Source organism: Paenibacillus sp. MER 99-2, assembly GCF_023714095.1.
Taxonomy (GTDB): Bacteria; Bacillota; Bacilli; order Paenibacillales; family Paenibacillaceae; genus Paenibacillus.
The window spans coordinates 2,075,499-2,093,510 of the sequence record NZ_JAMAUZ010000001.1 but is presented as its reverse complement, the minus strand read 5'-3'; the positions used below and the strand labels follow the sequence as shown (position 1 = coordinate 2,093,510).

The following is an 18,012-nucleotide window of genomic DNA, read 5'->3' as shown; positions in this document are numbered from 1 at the left end:
CAAAGCGTTCGCCTTTATCACCGGATTTTCCCTTTGGAGAAGGGAATCAAAAAAATCTGGGGATAACAGCGATCGGAAAGTTATTCTGTCATCGAAGTGGAAAGTGTAATATGCATTAGTTCATTTATATAGACAAAGAGAGAAATAGTTTGAAACGTTTGAGGAGGATGGGATCGTGGAGGCTTCCATGAAAGGCGGTTCTGTACAGAACCAGGAAGAAACAAAGCAATATAAGGTGTTTCCAATCTTATTTGCTATGTTATTAAGTGGATTTATCGGATTGTTCGGTGAGACAGCTCTGAATGTGGCATTAACGCCACTGATGGGATTGCTGGAAGTTGGTCCAACGACGATCCAATGGTTGACTACAGGGTACTTGCTCGTTCTAGGTATTCTGGTGCCGGTATCCGGTATGTTATTACAATGGTTTACAACGAGACAGTTGTTCACAACTTCTCTGATTTTCTCCATAGCAGGAACATTTGTAGCTGCTCTTGCACCTAGCTTTGAAATTTTATTAGTGGCTAGGGTATTACAGGCGGTAGGTACAGCATTGCTGCTTCCGCTCATGTTTAACACTATTTTGGTTATTTTCCCGATTGAAAAGCGCGGTGCAGCTATGGGTCTGATCGGTCTCGTTATTATGTTTGCACCTGCGAGTGGTCCGAGTATCTCGGGTCTGATCTTGGCTAATCTGAGCTGGCACTGGATCTTCTGGATTTCGTTGCCGTTCTTCTTGATCTCCTTAATCTGCGGTTTGCTGTTCTTGCCGAATATATCGACATTGACGAAGCCCAAAATTGATGTTCTTTCCATCGTACTATCTACGCTCGGATTCGGCGGTATTGTATATGGATTCAGTAGCGCAGGTGGTCATGGAGATACTGGCGGTGGATGGACAAGCCCAGTCGTAGTAATCACGATTGTGATTGGTGTGCTGTCCTTGTTAATCTTCAGTATCCGTCAATTGAAAATGAAGCAGCCTATGATGGATCTGCGGGCTTTCAAATATCCGATGTTCACAATTGGCTTAATCTTGATCTTCATCTGTATGATGATGATGTTGTCCTCCATGTTGATTCTTCCGATGTATCTGCAGCAAGGTATGGCGGTTACAGCATTGACAGCGGGACTTGTATTATTGCCAGGTAGCTTACTCAATGGTTTCTTGTCTCCGGTCATGGGTCGTCTATTCGACAAGTTTGGACCAAGATGGCTGGTTATTATTGGACTTGCGGTTGTAGCGGTAGTTCTGTTTATGTACACTAACATTACTCCAAGTACTTCACTTGGCACGATCATTACATTGCATGTATTTATGATGGTCGGAATCTCAATGATCATGATGCCTGCGCAAACAAACGGTTTGAACCAATTGCCACCAGCATATTATCCGCATGGTACAGCAATCATGAATACACTCCAACAAGTATCAGGTGCGATTGGTACGGCTGTAGCTGTAAGTATTTTGAGTGCTGGTCAGACTCGATTCTTAAGCGGAGTGACGAATCCTGAAAGTCCTGAGAATCAGTTGGCAGGTTTCACATCAGGTGTACAAAATGCATTTGTTTTTGCACTAGTACTTGCGCTAATCGGACTGGTCACCTCCTTCTTCATTAAACGTGTTAAAGTAGGTAACCAACAGGGTCAGCAAGGTCCTATGCATTAATAAATATTAGATTTTAGTTGTTAAATAACGGTACACTTCCTGTTTATACAGGGAGGTACCGTTTTTTTTTGTGACTTGACGTGAAACGGGTTCCAACCTTTAAAGTGAATATATAAACGACGCAAGAGGAGTGGCTCCGAAATTTTCAGAGCAAATACTTCATGTTTTGACCATATTGTATATGTTCATACCAATTATTAAAGATAAAATAGTATTTACAAAGGTAATCTTGTTAAAATGAAAACGTTTTAGTCTGAATAGAACAACAAGGAGATCTGATTATGAACATTGTGAATCCTATACCCTCGAATATGAAAGAGTTACTTGCTCACTATGAAGCAAATGGCCATTTAACTATGCAAGCTTCCCTAGTCGGTCAACGTTCTGTCGTTTATAGAATTAAAGACTATAGCCTCAGAGTGTATAGTACGCGTGGAAAAATAGATGGAGAGATCGAGTGCGAGGCCATATCAACAATGCAAAACTGTGCATTCGTTCCTAAGCTATACGCATATTCTTCAGGAAAGTACGTGCTTACTCATTGGGTTGACGCGCTTAATCTGAGACAGTATCGAGATACGTATGGACACATTCCGCCTCAATTAATGAATGATATACTCACAACAGAAATCGGGCAGATCAGAGCAGGCTTTCAGGATTGGGATGTCATCCAGTATGAGAATTTGCTGTGGACGAAGTGTGGTGATGTGAAAAGAAATGATTTCTGGCTATGTGAACCACTAGGTTCTAAGCAAGATGATGCAGAAGAGAAGTTCAATCGCAAAATACAGCAGATTTACAATCAGGATTGGAGTGGGTTCGAGCATATTCACAACTACTTCAACCGACATGGACTTACATCCAAGGATATGAGAGAGGCCCTAGACCAGTTTCTGTCCCATAGAAATGGTTTATCCCAGATTGGGTAATGGCCAAAAGATATAAAAACCCCCAACGGACTATTACCGTTGAGGGTGGAAGGCACTTACTTTTCCACTAATTCTAATATTTCATCGGCTACTTGCTCTGGATGATACTGATGAATATAATGCTCGGAATCTTTTATTGTCACGTGTTTGGGTTGTGTTGACCAGGAAATGAACTCCGCTTGAGACTGATCCCAGATCGGTTCACTAGCTCCAAAATAATCTGAGGTTAGAATGGTTAGTGGCACAGATAGAGGCTTGGTATTATTCATCACGACCGTTGCATTGGCGTTCATCTCACGTAATTCATCCACGGTGTTGGAATTCCCATAGTTAAGCAGCAGAGCTGTCGTATCAACTTGTTTCAACTCATCAGGTACAAATTTCAGGTTGTTACGATTAGCACGACTTGCTTCCAAGACAGGTTCGGATTGTAGAGACAATCGGAACAGTCCCGTTTGAATACGGAATTGATTCATAAAGCCACCAATGACATCGGCCAAATTATCTTCGTCTTTTGCATAATGCTCCGGGCTACCCCCATCAATCATCACAATGCCTTTTACTTCATTCGGGTACTTCTGAGCATATCGCAGCGTTTCAAGCGACCCAAGGGAGTGCCCGACGAGTATATAAGGTGGTTTCTGCCCAGAAGTCTCTAACAGCTCATGTAACTCCTCTGCAATCGTATCCACGTCTCTTTTCTTGTCTGTTACATCGCTATAACCATAACCGAAGCGGTCATAAACCGCGAATTTGGTATAGGGAGCTAATTGTTCATATAGAGGATAATAATCTACATAGGGATTAGCCGTACCCCAACCGGATGCCATGACCACTGTTACATCCCCTTGACCACCTGTATAGAGGTGCATATTTTCTCCATGTACTTTGTAGAGCTTGCCTGGGGGTGTGAAATTGTTCAAATCATTTCTTTTACCTACCTGCTGATAAACCACGCCTGATCCCAGTAGCACCAGAATCAACGCAAGTCCCGCAATGGCTGTAATTCGTAGTCGTTTTCCCCATTTTTTCATGGTTTCACATACTCTCTTGTTGTATTTTCCTCATTATAACTGCCCAAGCTTATGTATATTAAAACACAGTCTTAATTCTATCTTAACGGGATAGTTTGTTTATGTAATTAATGCATAGTAAAAAAAATGCTTAGCTATAGCCTGAAGCTATAGCTAGATATAATTTTATGGAATTACATGGCGCAAGCCTTTCTGTGATAACTTTTGATATAACAAATCGAAGTGCAGAGGGGAAATATCATATGGTGAAAAGTAGTGTTCTTGGATATCCGCGTATTGGAGCAGATCGTGAATGGAAGAAAGCATTGGAAGCATATTGGGCAGGCAAAATTGACACCGAAGCTTTTGAAAGCCAGCTGCAAGCAATCCGTTTGAATCATTTGCGTAAACAGCAAGCAAAAGGTATTGATTACATTCCTGTCAACGACTTCAGTTATTATGATCATATATTGGATACGGCTACGATGTTTGGTCTGATTCCTGAGCGTTTTGCTTATGAGGGTGGTAAAGTACCCTTGTCTGTATATTATGGGATTGCACGTGGAACCAAGGATGCCGCTGCCAGCGAGATGACGAAATGGTTCAACACCAATTATCATTACATCGTACCGGAATTGTCGGGTCTCACACCCGTACTTACGGAGAATAAACCTTTGGAGGCGTACCGGGAGGCGAAGGAGAAATTAGGCATTGAAGGGAAACCCGTGTTAGTCGGTCCACTTACATTTGTGAAGTTATCGAAAGGGTATAGTGCCTCTGAAACAGGGTCATGGCTTAATCGCCTGCTACCTCTATATGTTCAAATTCTCCAAGAATTGCAGCAGGAAGGTGTGCAGTGGGTACAGATCGATGAACCAATCCTTGTTACGCAAGTGAGCGATGAAGATCTGCAACATCTGAGAACTATCTATGAAACATTACATGCATCCGCACCTGCAATCAACATCATGTTACAAACGTATTTTGAAGCTGTAGAGCGTTATCAAGATATTGTGGCATTGCCTGTTCAAGGTATCGGACTTGATTTTGTACACGGACGGTCTGGAAACCAACAATTGCTCCAATCGTTTGCTTTTCCACAGGACAAGTTGCTGGGAGCCGGTATTATTGATGGACGTGGAATCTGGAGATCTTCTCTGCAAGAGAAGCTGGATCTTCTGAATGAATTGTCTGCCATTGTATCGCCAGATCGCCTGATTATCCAATCCTCGTGCAGTCTACTTCATGTTCCGGTAACAACGGATCGTGAAACCAAGCTTACGAATGAACTGAAAAGTGCATTGGCATTTGCGGATGAGAAGCTGGACGAATTGGTTCTCTTAACCCAGGCGCTAACCTCAGGCATTGGAGCTATCGCTACACAGCTGGATTCGAGTGCACGTGCAATTCTGGCTCTGCATCAGTCCAATGAGCGCAATCGTAGTGATGTTCAGCAAGCGGTGGAGAAACTTCGGGTGCAAGAGCCGGTACGTTCTGTGCCATTTGCCAAGAGACATCTAGCACAGCAGGATAAGTGGCAACTACCGCTGCTACCAACGACAACGATTGGAAGTTTCCCTCAATCTGCTGAAGTTCGGAAAGCACGTCAGAGCTGGCGTAAAGGGGAGTGGAATCAGCAGCGATACACGGATTTCATTCACCAGCATATCGATACATGGATTGGACTTCAGGAAGAGATTGGCTTAGATGTACTTGTACATGGGGAGTTCGAACGCACGGATATGGTTGAATTCTTTGGTGAGAAGCTAGCCGGCTTCGCCTTCACGCAGAATGGGTGGGTGCAATCCTATGGATCACGCTGTGTGAAGCCACCTGTCATCTTCGGAGATGTGGCATTTGACGGAAACATGACGGTGGAAGAGACGGTGTATGCTCAATCTCAGACGAAGAAGCCTGTGAAAGGCATGTTAACTGGCCCGATCACGATTATGAACTGGTCATTTGTCCGTGACGATATCCCGCGGGAACACATTGCATACCAGTTGGCTTATGCCCTCAGACAAGAAGTTGAGGCACTGGAGCAAGCAGGCATCGGCATGATTCAGGTGGATGAACCGGCTGTTCGTGAAGGGCTGCCACTAAAGGTAAATGAGCAGGAGGATTATCTTGCTTGGGCCGTGAAGGCTTTCAAAATTACGACTTGTACGGTACAGGAAACGACACAAATTCACACGCATATGTGTTATTGCGAATTCCATGACATGATTGGCTCGATTGAAGCCATGGACGCGGATGTCATTTCGATTGAAACTTCACGGAGTCACGGTGAATTGATTCATAGCTTTGAGCTGAACACATACAAGCTTGGCATTGGACTCGGCGTGTATGATATTCATAGTCCACGTGTACCTAGTGTGAAGGAAATGACGGATATGATTCAGCGGGCTTTGCGTGTGTTACCGGCACAATTGTTCTGGATTAATCCAGATTGCGGGCTCAAAACACGTGGTTATGACGAAACGGTTGCATCGCTGCAAAACATGGTTGAGGCAACACGACTTGCTCGTGATACGTATGCTACACATGTGTAAGCTTTAACCTTACGCTTAGAAAAGAATGAATGACGCATGATTGCTCTACCATCATGCGATAATAACAAAAGCAGCAATAAGAACAACTGTAGCTCTTACAATTGCGTAGGCTACAGTTGTTCTCTATTCAGGACAATAGAAGAGACCACATTCATGCACCAAACCAATGAATGTGGTCTCTTCCTATTTATTTAATTTTGTGCACTAATTACTCCAGGCGCTCTCCAGCCAAGCGTTGGATCTCTTTAGCTGTCAGTGCTTTATTATAAATGCTAACCTGATCCATCTTGCCCTTGAAATACGGATCGGCAGTATATCGGCTCTTGCCTAAGTATGCCTCAGTACTTTGTAAATCTTTGGGGTTATAGGTGATGTCGGTACTGCTCGCCGCAGATTGGCCATTCACATACAACGTTCCTGTGTCACCCTGGAGTGTAACAGCAACATGAACCCATTGGTTCGTGGGCAATGCTTGGGATGCGATCAGACTTTGATCCTTACCCTCATTATGAATGGTGAATTGTAGTGCTCCGTTATGTTGAGAAGGCGTAAGGAACATATGACGCGTCAAGCTATTACCGAAGTCGAAAATCCGTTGCCATGGATTACCACCGTCCCAATAGACCCAGCTGCTAAATGTGAAGTCCGTCGTATCTGTGATAAGTCCAGGCAGTTCGATATAGCTGTCTTGTCCGTTAAAAGCAGCAGCGAGGTTTTTCTTGTTACCTACGACCGAACTCTCCACGTGAAAGGCTTGTCCATGATATCCGTTTTTACTGGAATCCTGTGCAATTTTGGCGAGCTTGCTGCCGTCAAATCTGTATTCCCCAAGTAAAGGTCCTTTTGCTTGCTCAGGTACGGTAATATTAAACCTTTGAGAGGTAGATGCAGTTCCTTTTGTAATGTTAGCCGTTAATGTTACTTTGGCATCGCCTTTGCCTGCACGGGGACGATTTACAACCCCTGTATTTGAAAGTACAGCGACATTAGACGAACTCCATGTAATCTTGCTATCCCGTGCACCTGATGTGGGGAGGGACACATTGAAAAATATATTTTTGGTGTCACCGATACTTAGATCCTTTTTAACCGCATCAACAACGGCTTGATCCGCAAGGTCAACCTCTTGACTTCCCCAGATCGCAACGCCTGTAGAGGAGAGGGCACTGAAGGTTAGAATCTCGCGCTGAAGATTCGGTTCCCACTCATAGGTAAGTACCCCTTTGTAAGTCACACCGTCTGTCGTGATGGTAATCTGATTGCGATGATCATCTGTAACACTCCATGTGCCTGTCACTGCGCCGCTAATCTGACCATTAGGAGAAAGAACAACATTTTGAGATGTTTTGATTGCAGATGAGATATCTTTTCCGTGATTAATCCACTTATACTGACCTGCCACCGAATGACTCGGAATGACATTAGAAGCTTCGTCCAATCCTGCATAACGATATGGAGACACTGTAGGCCATCCATCGGCATTCATATGCATTTCATGTACACGGACTTCATGTTGTTCCCCGCGTCCTGGAAAGCGAGAATGGAAGATTAAGAAGTGCTTGCCACTCTCAGGATCGACATAGGCGGAGTTATGACCTGGTGATACGTAACCGATACCCTGACCTGTACCCGGATCACCGATCTGTCTTTGGAACAGGTAATTGCCCATCAGCTTAACGCCGAATGGCTCAATGGATGCGTCGTCGAACAGCGGTTTGTCCTTATCCGCCATGACTTGAATCATATCATTACCCGCAGCATCGTAAAATGGACCGTCTGGTGTCTTCGAACGTGCTACCCGGATGTTATATCCGCCAACAGCGTCGAGTCCACCATAGGAGAGGAATAGATAATAATAGTCCGTCTCAGGGCTATATTGCATATAAGGCGCTTCAATACGGCTGTGATTACCGCCCGTCAGTTTTTTGCCATAACCTTGATTCGGCAGAGGTTTACCCGTCGTTTCGTCCATCTCCAGAATGAAAATTCCTCCCGAATAAGAGCCATATACCATCCATAACTTGCCGTCTTTATCAAAAAACACATCGGGGTCAACAACGTTAGGGTGTTTCGTTGCATCATATATGGTACCGTCCTCGCTAATCTGATCCCACATACCCGATTTCAGCAATATCCCCTGATCCTTATAAGGCCCTTCAATGTTATCAGCGACAGCAACGCCAAGTGCAGAGCGAGGAGAGTCGCCTTTGCACGCATTGTAGTACATATAAAATTTGCCGTCAGTCAATTGAATAACATCGGCCGCCCATAATGTATCCGTCTGCGCCCAGGCTAAGGCTTCTCCAAACTCCTTCGTCACATTAGGAACCACTGGATTATTATCCGTAACGCCTGATGCCACAGCTTCCCAGTTCATTAGATCTTTGGATTTAGCGACTTGTAAATGTGAACCAAATACATAAAAGGTATCGCCAACCTTAATGACGGAAGGATCATGAACAGAAACATCCGTAAATCCAGGTATCGTGTTAAGCGTAGATTGAGTAGTCGATTGTGGTTGTATCACGTCTGAGGTAGAACTGTTCGCCATAGCTGAGCCTGGCAACAGAGTTGGTGAAGTGAGCAGAGCGGCACTAAGTGCGATAGCCATATAACGCTTCATAAAATTCCCCTTTCATCAAACGCCAATGATAGTTTATTTGTTCATTACCTTATTGCCGAATACTTCAGTACACACCTCCTTGTTAAAATTTACAATTAACCGCTTTCATTTGTTATACTATCAATCAATTCATATATTTGTAAACTATAATGTTTATGACATATCGAATGAACGTCTGCCGAGAATTAAATTTAGAATTTCGCTTTTTCCTAAGCGGAATAGGACTTATTATAATTTTATTATTGAAAAATGGGATATAAGTAGGTAGTATAACGAGTATGTGAATTGTTTAGATATTTATCAACTATTTTATATTTATATGAATTAAATTTTGGTTACATAGGAGGATTACCAATGAGTACATTCAAGAATCAGTTGATTGCACATTACACGTTTGATGAACCGACGAACATAGGTCAGGATTCCTCAGGAAATGGGCATGTTGGAGTAGCTTTAGGAGATCAGAAACCCACCATTTCTACCGTTCAAGGCAGAACTGCTGCTACGTTTGCAGGGGGAGACAATGGTTCATCTTATCTTGCGCTACCTTCCAATCTACTTCAAGATGTAAGCGATAACACAGGGTTGACGGTTTCGACATGGGTCAACTTTGGCAAGGGTGCCAACGTGTGGGAACGAATTTTTGATTTTGGTAAAGGTGAGCAAGGCCCATATGTATTTCTAACACGTCAGTTACGGAGCTCTCTGTTTGCGGCTGATGATCTCGTGGCCAATCCAGGTCGTGGCTTCGCGAGTGGGGAATGGATGCATATTGCATTATCCATCTCAGGAACAGAGAATGGCACTCAGAGTAGTGCAGGACCTATCGTTTATGTGAATGGGGAGAAGGCTGCGGATGGTTCCATTAGCCAAACCTCTAGTGGGAACTATGCGAAGCTGCGCAAATGGTTTGATACCTTCAGCGATATTTCCAACTACAGTCAGAACTATATCGGACGTTCTCAATATGCGGCAGATGTTGACTTTGCTGGCTCGCTCTCCGATCTGCGCATATATCGCGCAGGCTTAACCATGGATGAAGTGATTGAGGTGATGTGTGAGTCACTGACAGATGAGGAGATTATCAAGCTCGCAGGGGATAAATATCTTTCGTTCCCGACCAAAATCATTACAAAGGATATTTCATTGCCCTTGAATCTGTTGGGCGGTAAGGTCGGTGTACAATGGCGGTCTAGCAAGCCAGAGATTCTATCGCATGATGGGAAGATCCAGATGATTACTTCGCCGCAAGAAGTCCGTTTAAGGGCTTTGTTAACGAAGGGAAGCAGCACACTCAGCAAGCATTATGATGTTTCCGTGTTGCCTGAACATTTACCGCCATATACGATTACCATTCATGGGGATCAGAAGGTCGCTGATATCAGTGAAGTGATGTATGGTTTGTTCTATGAGGACATCAACAATGCGGCAGATGGGGGCATTTACGCAGAACTGGTGCAGAATCGTTCGTTTGAATCGTTTGCCTTCGATACGTACTCACATGCATCTGGAGAGTGTGGTTGTTCGACGGGGCGGAATCGTGAGCCTTTGTTTGCTTGGTCCGGGGACACAGATCGCATGATTGTACAGCAGACGGGTGGATTGAATGAGCACTTTGGTGTAGATGATCCGGAGACGAATGCTTACTATGTGACGGTGCAAGATGGCGGAACCATTCGTAACCGTGGCTTCTCAGACTCGAATCAGCATTGCGCAATGTCAATCCAACAAGGGGAGCGCTATAACTTCACAATCTGGGCCAAGGCGGATGCTCGAGGTACGATAACCGTGCAGTTGCAGGATGCGAATCAATATTCCATTAGTGAACCCGTCGTTTTGCATGTAGATGGGGGAGGCACTTGGAAGAAGTATGGTGTAAGTACGCAACAGGCTTCAGCCAACCTCGTCTTAACCGGAACGGCAACTGCGATGGGACAATTGGTTCTGAGCTTTGAGGGTGAAATCTCCATCGACATGGTGTCTTTAATGCCACAGGATGTATGGGGAGCAGTTCCGAACGAACAAGGTGATTCCAGCTCTGCACATGCGAACTACAAGGGGAATGCAAATTACCGACTTCGGAAAGACCTCATTCAGGCGCTTGTCGATCTACATCCGACATTTCTACGTTTTCCGGGAGGCTGTATCTCAGAGGGTTCATTTATATGGGAGAATGTCTATGATTGGAAGGACTCCGTAGGTGAAGTTGAGCTACGCAAAGAGAACTACAACGTCTGGGGATATATGATGACCATGGGTCTCGGTTATATGGAGTATTTCCAACTAGCGGAGGACTTAAATGCTTTGCCAGTGCCGGTGATGGCTTGTGGTGTCCTTTGTCAGGCGCGTTCGGACTATGCTCATCCTGCTGGTGGTGTACTGCGGGAATATTATATCAAGAACTTTACGGACCTTATCGATTTTGCATTAAGCGTTGATGTGGAAAATAATGAATGGGCAGCACTGCGTGCGCAGATGGGACATCCTGAGCCCTTCGATCTTCGTTATCTGGGGGTAGGCAATGAGAACTGGGGAACCGAGTTTTTTGCTAACTTTGAAGTGTTCAAAACATCCATTGATGCGTACATGAAGCTTCACTATCCAGATCATGAGCTGCATATTATTTCAACGGTTGGTGCGCAGGCGGATGATGATGCGTATCAGGAGGGCTGGAAATTCCTGAGTGGCAATCTCACTGGATCGGCACAGGTTGCTTTTGCAGATGGTGCTGAAGTCATTACAGAGACGGTGAATTGGTACGAACATCAGCAGGATTATATGGATACGATTGCGGATGAGCACTACTACCGTTCGAATGAATATTTACTGAATAATGCGGATCGCTATAATTACTATGATCGAGCCTACCATGCAGATGGAAGTATCGACTGGAAACAGACCTCCAAGGTGTTTGTAGGAGAATATGCTTCGACAGATAAAAATACACTTGCTGGCGCTGTCGCTGAAGCTGCAGTAATGACCGGATTTGAAAATAATGCGGATGTCGTACGCTTGGCAGCCTATGCACCGTTATTTAATAAAGTGCTTACCGATGGAACCTATCGCTGGACACCGGACTGCATTTGGTTTGATGATGAGACGGTATGGTTCACACCTAATTATTATGTGCAACAGCTCTTTGCGAAGCATGTAGGAAAAGAAGTGCTGGGTACTTCATTCTCCACGTACAACAAAGGCAAACAGCTTGAACTAATTCCACGCGGAGGAATTGAAATTGCGACGGGTAATGCAGATATCGTAGTTAAGAGCATTAAGGTCACTTCCAACCAGAATGGTAGCGTTCTGCTCGAAGAGGACTTTAGAGAGCAGAACCAGCCTAGTGAAGTGTGGTCACTTATTCCTGGATCGGCAGGATATACGATGGAACCAGGCAACGGATTACGATTAGAGACACAGGACAGTGGTCTAAACGGAATTTATTTGCTCAATGAAGATTGGACCAATTACCAAGTGCAGGTGCAGGCTCAGCGGGTATCGGGTGAGGATGGATTCTATGTTGGTGTAGGTCTAACCGATATCACACCTGAATCCAAAGATGTCACAGAGTATGCTATTGCGTATGATGGGCAAGCGACCGGAGTAAAAGTGTACAAACAGGGGATTGAAGGCTACACGCTGGGCGATTATTCTTCCAGCTCGGCAGCAGGTAATCTCAGAGCTGCAAACTATGAACCACTAACGGATGATACGCTGTATACGATCACAGTCAATTATGGTGGTGATACTGGAGATCGGCTCCTCTGCTCCTATACGGATGGACATACATCCAGCAAGACGCTCGATTACAAGTTAGAAGCATACAATCGCGAAGTGTTCCACTCAGTTACGAGAGATGATCAGCATGTGTATGTGAAATTGGTTAATGCTGATTCTGTAGAGAAGGCAACGCAGCTTCAGCTCGAACACCTGCAAGTAGCAGCTGAAGCAACATGGATTACAATCAGCGGGGACGAGAGTTTAGTTCACCTCCCGAATGTGAACCAAAAGAATGATGAAAAGGTCATTCCAGTAGAACAAAAGGTGAACCTGCTGGGAGAGACCGTTGTACTTCATTTACCGGCAAATTCGGTGAACGTATTAGTTATGAGTGTGTTATAAACCTATCCTAAATGACAGAAATTTATTGAAATTATGAATGCAAATTAATAATACATGTGTTAGAAAAGGATCTCTAGACAGAGATCCTTTTTTGTTTTTTTGATATGGAACACCGGATTGAATCTTCATGTGCAGTAATTCTAATCTCTTTATTTATTCGTGCTGTGCTGTTTATTAGGCAGTTTGTCACCTGGTGTACCTTTGCCATTGTTTTTGTTATGACGCGCTTTCTCGGCATTGTCGTTCACTTTTTTGACGAATTCCTTCGTGCTTTCCATGAATCAGATCAGCTCCTTAAGTATAAGGGAATTGTACAACCTGGTGTTTAATATAACCCATGAGCCTGCATAATATGAGGATTCTACTTGTACAAAGCCCATGGCAGGAACTGGACAGAGGAATGCTCGGCGACTAAACTGAAAGTACGACTAAACTTGAGAAAGTGCTATCATACAAGCTGTACTTTGTCTAATAAGAAAGGATGCGAGAGATCGGTCCATGTTACAAAAATTCGGATTTACCCAATACGAAAGCCAAGTGTACGAAGCGATATTTGCTCAAAATGAACCCCTTGATGCGACATCCATTGTGAATCACTCAAATGTGCCTAAAGCGAAAATATATGAGGTATTGAATCGATTGATTGATAAAGGGGCAGTCCTTACAACCATGAACGGCAAGAAAAAGTTGTATTTGGCTGTAGACCTCCAGTCGATCATTCTCAAGATCAGAGCAGATTTTGAGAATGACATTGAAGAGCTGAAGAGTTATAAAATCAAGCGAACGTATTCGGATGAACACATCTGGACGTTAAAGGACGCAACCTCCATAACCTCTAATATTGAGCAATTAATTGGAGAAGCAGACTCTTCCATTCTATTGCTCGGCTGGAGTGAACAGATGGAGAAGTACCGTCCATTGCTGGAGCAAAAAGAACAGCAGGGAGTGTATGTAGAGGTGCTCGCTGTTGGTGGCTTGGAGACGTCACTTACCAGAAGATATTCTTTAATTCCAGTAGGAAACCATCTTAAGCCTTCTCAGTTGCTGATTGTGGATCATGAATACTTGTTATTTGCAGGCATCGAGAATGAGGCATGGAAAGCGATTAAGACGACGTCCAAACCCATCGTTAAAGCGCTAACAGATTATTTCTATCACGATATTGCGCTCACGCAAATTACGAAAAAGTATGGCGATCAGCTCTTACAGGATGAAGAGATTTCCAAGTTGCTTGCCCGACTGATCTATTAAAGATTAACGTCGTTTCAAAACTATTCTATTGCAGAATAGTTTTTTTTATTGAAATCTTTTACCTCATGGGTTACTATCGTAGTTGTAACTTTTGAGGAGGATTCGGAATATATGAATAAAAAAGTATATGTTTTGGCGATTGCGGCCTTTGTTGTCGGAACCGTTGAACTTATTTTGGGTGGGATTCTGGACTTGATTGCAACAGATCTACACCTGAGCTACGCAAAAGCAGGATATTTGATCTCTATATTTTCATTAGTTTATGCGATATCTGCACCTATTCTGTTGAATGTAACAGCCCGATTTGAACGTAAAAAGGTGTATCTCTGCACATTAGCTGTGTTTCTAATGAGTAATCTAATCTCCGCGTTCAGTGTGAACTTTTACATGCTGATGGCAGGCAGGGCACTTGGTGCTGCAACGGGTTCATTAATCTTTGTACTCTCACTAACTCTTGCTGCTCGTATTGTGGAACCACAGTATAAAGGGCGGGCTGTTGGGATCATTACGATGGGAGGAAGTGCATCACTCATTCTTGGTGTGCCGCTCGGTATATTCGTAGGGAATATGGCTGGATGGCGGGAAGTGTTTATCTTTATTGCTATTTTGACAGCCCTAGTGATTGTTGCAATTAGTATTGCGATGGAACGTGTGCAGCCGATTCCAGTCGTACCGCTCAAGAAGCAATTGTCTGCACTATGGAATCCGCGTATGTTGGCAATTCATGCCACGACATTATTAGTGCTTGCTGGTCACTTAACGTTGTATGCATATTTCACTCCTTTCCTTCAGGCGACGATTGGAGCTAGTTCTACGATGGTGACATTCATCTATGTCATGTTTGGCATTGCTGCTGTTGCTGGAGGAGGCATTGGAGGCCTGTTATCCGATCGGCTACATCCAGCCAAAGCAATCCTTATTGTATTAGTTCCGTTTATGATTACGATGGCACTGATTCCAGTCAGTGTGGGGCTACCTCTAATAGCTTTTTTACTATTGTTAAGTGTGTGGAGTGCCTTGAGCTGGACAGTTACACCTGTGCAAAATAGTCTAATCATCAAAACTTCGCCAGAGACAGCAGATACGTTGATCAGTACCAATTCTGGTATTGCCCATGCAGGTATTGCACTGGGGACTTATATCGGTGGCATGGTTATTGATCATTCAGCCATTCAACATACAGGCTGGGTTGGATCAATTCTGATTCTTCTTGGACTTGTTACAGCTATATATGCGATTAGTCGCAAGGAGCATAGCGTTCAGGCTGTAGCATAAAAAAAGAAATATAGTCATACAGCTTGTGTGATACAAAGCAAACTGAATGTCAAAAGGGACAACACATCTCGTACAGATGGTTGTCCCTTGTTCTATAATGATGTTCCGTTTAGCCAAACATTCTTAAAGGCAGAAGGGTCGTTGTACAATAGTTCGGAATGCTCCAGCTTTAACATCCAGAAGTTTGGCTTCCAACGTGTGCAATCGGATTCCAGATCGCTAAGAATTTGCAAACCAGTCTCTGCATCGAAAGGCATGAGATCAATTAATTCTTTCTGATGAAAAAGTGCGTTAAATCCATGCTCAATCGAAAGCTTATTTTGATTAAAAAAGCAGATGGAATAGTATGAAAATTGGTCTTTGATATAACTAGGATGAATCTGAAGGAGCGGAGAACCTAAGTAGTTATGAATTTCTTCTTTATGACTGAAATGGATAGGATCAAAGTTATGTGCTTCCTCATCATAAACTTCATAAGCCATTTTATTGCTATTTTGCCATGCGAGCATACTTTCCAAAAAGATATGATATATTTCCGCAAAATGTTCTTTTACATAATAGATACTGTTTAAATCGGTTATACATAAAGGTTGTTCTGCTTCATCAATAAACGTATTCAGGGTATAAAGATCTGTTTGAAATAAATCTTTTGAAGCTTGAACCTCTATCGTACCTTCCCAACAATAGTGTTTTTCATCATACTGAAGCTGATCAATTGTCTCGTCCATAACTCACCTCTCATTGTTTTACATAGTTCTAGTTTACATCAGCGCCTGTAATATAGCACCCACTCCAATTTGTGATGGATTCGCTTAGAATAGATCCTGCTTGCTTGAGTTTAAATCACAAATGTTCGTAAACTACGAAATTTAGATCATTCACCATAGCTGCAGCCTTGCTTGCATAATCTTATTCATCTGTTCAACCATCTCTTCTGGTGTATACGGCATGGATTCGACGACCCACCACTCGATCAATCCTGTAACGGAAACGGATAAAAATTGTGCCAATACATCTCTATGAATATCGTTATCTAGCTTCATATGGTTTACGACCATCGTTATATTTCCCTTAATCATCTGTGTCATGCGATGTCTGAACGTTGGAATGCCTTTGTTAGTAATCAAAACGCTATAGATCGCTGCATGCTCCTTCAGATATGTGAATGCACGAATCAGCAGATCCCGGGACAGTTCGGTAGTAGCCCCGTCCTCCGGTATACAACTGTCAGCTAACATCATTAAGTATGTCTCTACGCTCTGATCCAGCAGGTCGTATTTATCCGTAAAATGCAAATAGACCGTTCCGCGGTTGACATTGGCTCGATCCGCAATTCCCTGTATCGTAACTTTCTCAAAATCCTGCTCTCCTAATAGCTCAATGAATGCTTGCATAATCATTTGTCTTGATCGCATGATGCGTCGATCCATCGTTTTCCCCTCTTTCTTGAACAGATCCTGTGCCCGTTGTTCAATTCTCAACAAAAGCGAATGTGATTAGCCATTGCCCTTGCATCGTTCCCAATGATACCTTGATTGTAGTACACAGGTGTTAGATATACAACATCTGTTAATTGCAAGAGGAGGGGATTTTATTGAACATACTTGTGTATGGTGCGGGTGTGCAGGGAAGCTATTTAGCACATGTTCTAGTACAGGGTGGTCATGACGTGACTGTATTAGCTAGAGGCAAACGAGCGGAGGAATTGGAAAAGGAGGGTGTGGTCATCCGCCATTACTTTCAACGCAAAACCACTGTCGATTCGGTTCGTGTAATTCGTACGTTGGAACCGGAGGATGTGTATGACTTGATCTTCGTCATGATGAAATTCTCGGACTTCGGGGCTGTATTACCGATCCTCGCGGATAACGATAGCCGCCATATCGTGCTAGTCGGTAACAATATGGATACATACGCGATGCAGGACTATTTAAGCAAATCTAAGAGATCACCCAAGCAGGTCGCTTTTGGCTTCCAGACTACCGCTGGTACACGTGCTGACGGGAAAGTGATCTGTATCCGTGGCGGTCATGGGCAGATGGTCATCGGCGGATTGGACGGAACCATTCCTTTCCGTGCTCTGTTGGAGCAGGCATTCATGCAAACTAAATATAAGCTTGATTTTCATGAACAGATCGATGCCTGGCTGAAAAATCACATGGTGTTGATTGTACCAATGAACATAGTCATCCTATTCCATGGCTTTCAGATGAAACAGGTTGTCCGTGACGACAAGCGTATGCATCAGATGGTGGCGGCAATGGGAGAGGGCTTCCGTGTCTTGGATTCATTAGGCTACCCGCTGATGCCTGCAGCGCAGGCATCATGGATCACCAACCACCCCCGCTTAATACGTTGGGCGCTGAAGCTTTTCTTGGCACTTCCAGTTAGCCGATTAATTGATGGGACGATAGTAGAACTCAAGGCGTTAAATGAATCATTTGCCGGGTGGAGAGCTTTGTCAGATGTGTCTACACCGAACTGGGATGCGTTGGAGGCAGATCTACCTACATAATCCTAGGCACTGTGATACATCTTGTGCAAGATGGTACACCTGTCTTAATTTATCCATGGTTTGATA

General features: G+C 43.7%; 12 protein-coding genes. 7 read left to right on the top strand and 5 right to left on the bottom strand.

Going from position 1 to position 18,012, the window contains the following annotated elements:
• Nucleotides 1-187 precede the first annotated feature (187 nt).
• Both M3636_RS09375 and M3636_RS09370 read left to right on the top strand, forming a co-directional pair.
• Nucleotides 188-1,669, top strand: coding sequence for a DHA2 family efflux MFS transporter permease subunit (locus tag M3636_RS09375; protein WP_128104486.1), 1,482 nt, complete (start codon nucleotides 188-190; stop codon nucleotides 1,667-1,669).
• A 281-nt stretch (nucleotides 1,670-1,950) separates the two neighbouring features.
• Complete coding sequence (locus M3636_RS09370) at nucleotides 1,951-2,598, top strand: hypothetical protein (protein WP_251382248.1); 648 nt, start codon at nucleotides 1,951-1,953, stop codon at nucleotides 2,596-2,598.
• A 56-nt stretch (nucleotides 2,599-2,654) separates the two neighbouring features.
• Here the strand turns inward: M3636_RS09370 and M3636_RS09365 are convergent, their stop codons facing one another.
• Nucleotides 2,655-3,632 carry an alpha/beta fold hydrolase gene (locus tag M3636_RS09365; protein ID WP_251382247.1) on the bottom strand — a complete coding sequence of 326 codons (978 nt, stop codon included), beginning with the start codon at nucleotides 3,630-3,632 and terminating at the stop codon, nucleotides 2,655-2,657.
• A 242-nt stretch (nucleotides 3,633-3,874) separates the two neighbouring features.
• Here M3636_RS09365 and metE point away from each other — a divergent pair, with 242 nt between their 5' ends.
• Nucleotides 3,875-6,163 carry a 5-methyltetrahydropteroyltriglutamate--homocysteine S-methyltransferase gene (metE, locus tag M3636_RS09360; protein ID WP_251382246.1) on the top strand — a complete coding sequence of 763 codons (2,289 nt, stop codon included), beginning with the start codon at nucleotides 3,875-3,877 and terminating at the stop codon, nucleotides 6,161-6,163.
• 208 nt (nucleotides 6,164-6,371) lie between these two features.
• Here metE and abnB read toward each other — a convergent pair whose 3' ends face one another.
• A complete protein-coding gene (abnB, locus tag M3636_RS09355; protein WP_251382245.1) occupies nucleotides 6,372-8,786 on the bottom strand; it encodes an arabinan endo-1,5-alpha-L-arabinosidase AbnB in 2,415 nt (804 codons plus the stop codon).
• 354 nt (nucleotides 8,787-9,140) lie between these two features.
• Here abnB and M3636_RS09350 point away from each other — a divergent pair, with 354 nt between their 5' ends.
• Nucleotides 9,141-12,905, top strand: coding sequence for an alpha-L-arabinofuranosidase C-terminal domain-containing protein (locus M3636_RS09350; RefSeq protein WP_251382244.1), 3,765 nt, complete (start codon nucleotides 9,141-9,143; stop codon nucleotides 12,903-12,905).
• Nucleotides 12,906-13,054: 149 nt separating this feature from the next.
• Here the strand turns inward: M3636_RS09350 and M3636_RS09345 are convergent, their stop codons facing one another.
• Nucleotides 13,055-13,183, bottom strand: coding sequence for a DUF4023 family protein (locus M3636_RS09345; RefSeq protein WP_128102369.1), 129 nt, complete (start codon nucleotides 13,181-13,183; stop codon nucleotides 13,055-13,057).
• A 220-nt stretch (nucleotides 13,184-13,403) separates the two neighbouring features.
• Here M3636_RS09345 and M3636_RS09340 point away from each other — a divergent pair, with 220 nt between their 5' ends.
• Together M3636_RS09340 and M3636_RS09335 are read left to right on the top strand one after the other, a co-directional pair.
• Entirely contained in the window at nucleotides 13,404-14,156 is a 753-nt protein-coding gene (locus M3636_RS09340; protein WP_251382243.1) for a TrmB family transcriptional regulator, read from the top strand.
• A gap of 111 nt (nucleotides 14,157-14,267) precedes the next feature.
• Nucleotides 14,268-15,431 (top strand): MFS transporter, encoded by a 1,164-nt coding sequence (locus M3636_RS09335; protein ID WP_251382242.1) that lies wholly within the window; start codon nucleotides 14,268-14,270, stop codon nucleotides 15,429-15,431.
• Between the two features lie 92 nt (nucleotides 15,432-15,523).
• On the opposite strand, the gene M3636_RS09330 is transcribed toward M3636_RS09335, so the two are convergent.
• Nucleotides 15,524-16,159, bottom strand: coding sequence for a hypothetical protein (locus tag M3636_RS09330; RefSeq protein ID WP_251382241.1), 636 nt, complete (start codon nucleotides 16,157-16,159; stop codon nucleotides 15,524-15,526).
• A 150-nt stretch (nucleotides 16,160-16,309) separates the two neighbouring features.
• On the bottom strand, nucleotides 16,310-16,861 hold the full coding sequence (locus M3636_RS09325) for a TetR/AcrR family transcriptional regulator (RefSeq protein WP_128102366.1): 552 nt from the start codon (nucleotides 16,859-16,861) through the stop codon (nucleotides 16,310-16,312).
• Between the two features lie 164 nt (nucleotides 16,862-17,025).
• Between M3636_RS09325 and M3636_RS09320 the strand changes: the two genes are divergently transcribed.
• The gene (locus M3636_RS09320; protein WP_251382240.1) at nucleotides 17,026-17,946 is read left to right on the top strand and encodes a ketopantoate reductase family protein; all 921 of its coding nucleotides are present in this window, start codon (nucleotides 17,026-17,028) and stop codon (nucleotides 17,944-17,946) included.
• Nucleotides 17,947-18,012 lie beyond the last annotated feature (66 nt).

Bases quoted from the DNA above. Each gene is read 5' to 3' on its own strand.
- M3636_RS09335 (WP_251382242.1), top strand. From the start codon at position 14,268: ATGAATAAAAAAGTATATGTTTTGGCGATTGCGGCCTTTGTTGTCGGA.
- M3636_RS09375 (WP_128104486.1), top strand. From the start codon at position 188: ATGAAAGGCGGTTCTGTACAGAACCAGGAAGAAACAAAGCAATATAAG.
- abnB (WP_251382245.1), bottom strand. From the start codon at position 8,786: ATGAAGCGTTATATGGCTATCGCACTTAGTGCCGCTCTGCTCACTTCA.
- M3636_RS09370 (WP_251382248.1), top strand. From the start codon at position 1,951: ATGAACATTGTGAATCCTATACCCTCGAATATGAAAGAGTTACTTGCT.
- M3636_RS09345 (WP_128102369.1), bottom strand. From the start codon at position 13,183: ATGGAAAGCACGAAGGAATTCGTCAAAAAAGTGAACGACAATGCCGAG.
- M3636_RS09330 (WP_251382241.1), bottom strand. From the start codon at position 16,159: ATGGACGAGACAATTGATCAGCTTCAGTATGATGAAAAACACTATTGT.
- M3636_RS09325 (WP_128102366.1), bottom strand. From the start codon at position 16,861: ATGGATCGACGCATCATGCGATCAAGACAAATGATTATGCAAGCATTC.
- M3636_RS09340 (WP_251382243.1), top strand. From the start codon at position 13,404: ATGTTACAAAAATTCGGATTTACCCAATACGAAAGCCAAGTGTACGAA.
- M3636_RS09365 (WP_251382247.1), bottom strand. From the start codon at position 3,632: ATGAAAAAATGGGGAAAACGACTACGAATTACAGCCATTGCGGGACTT.
- M3636_RS09350 (WP_251382244.1), top strand. From the start codon at position 9,141: ATGAGTACATTCAAGAATCAGTTGATTGCACATTACACGTTTGATGAA.
- metE (WP_251382246.1), top strand. From the start codon at position 3,875: ATGGTGAAAAGTAGTGTTCTTGGATATCCGCGTATTGGAGCAGATCGT.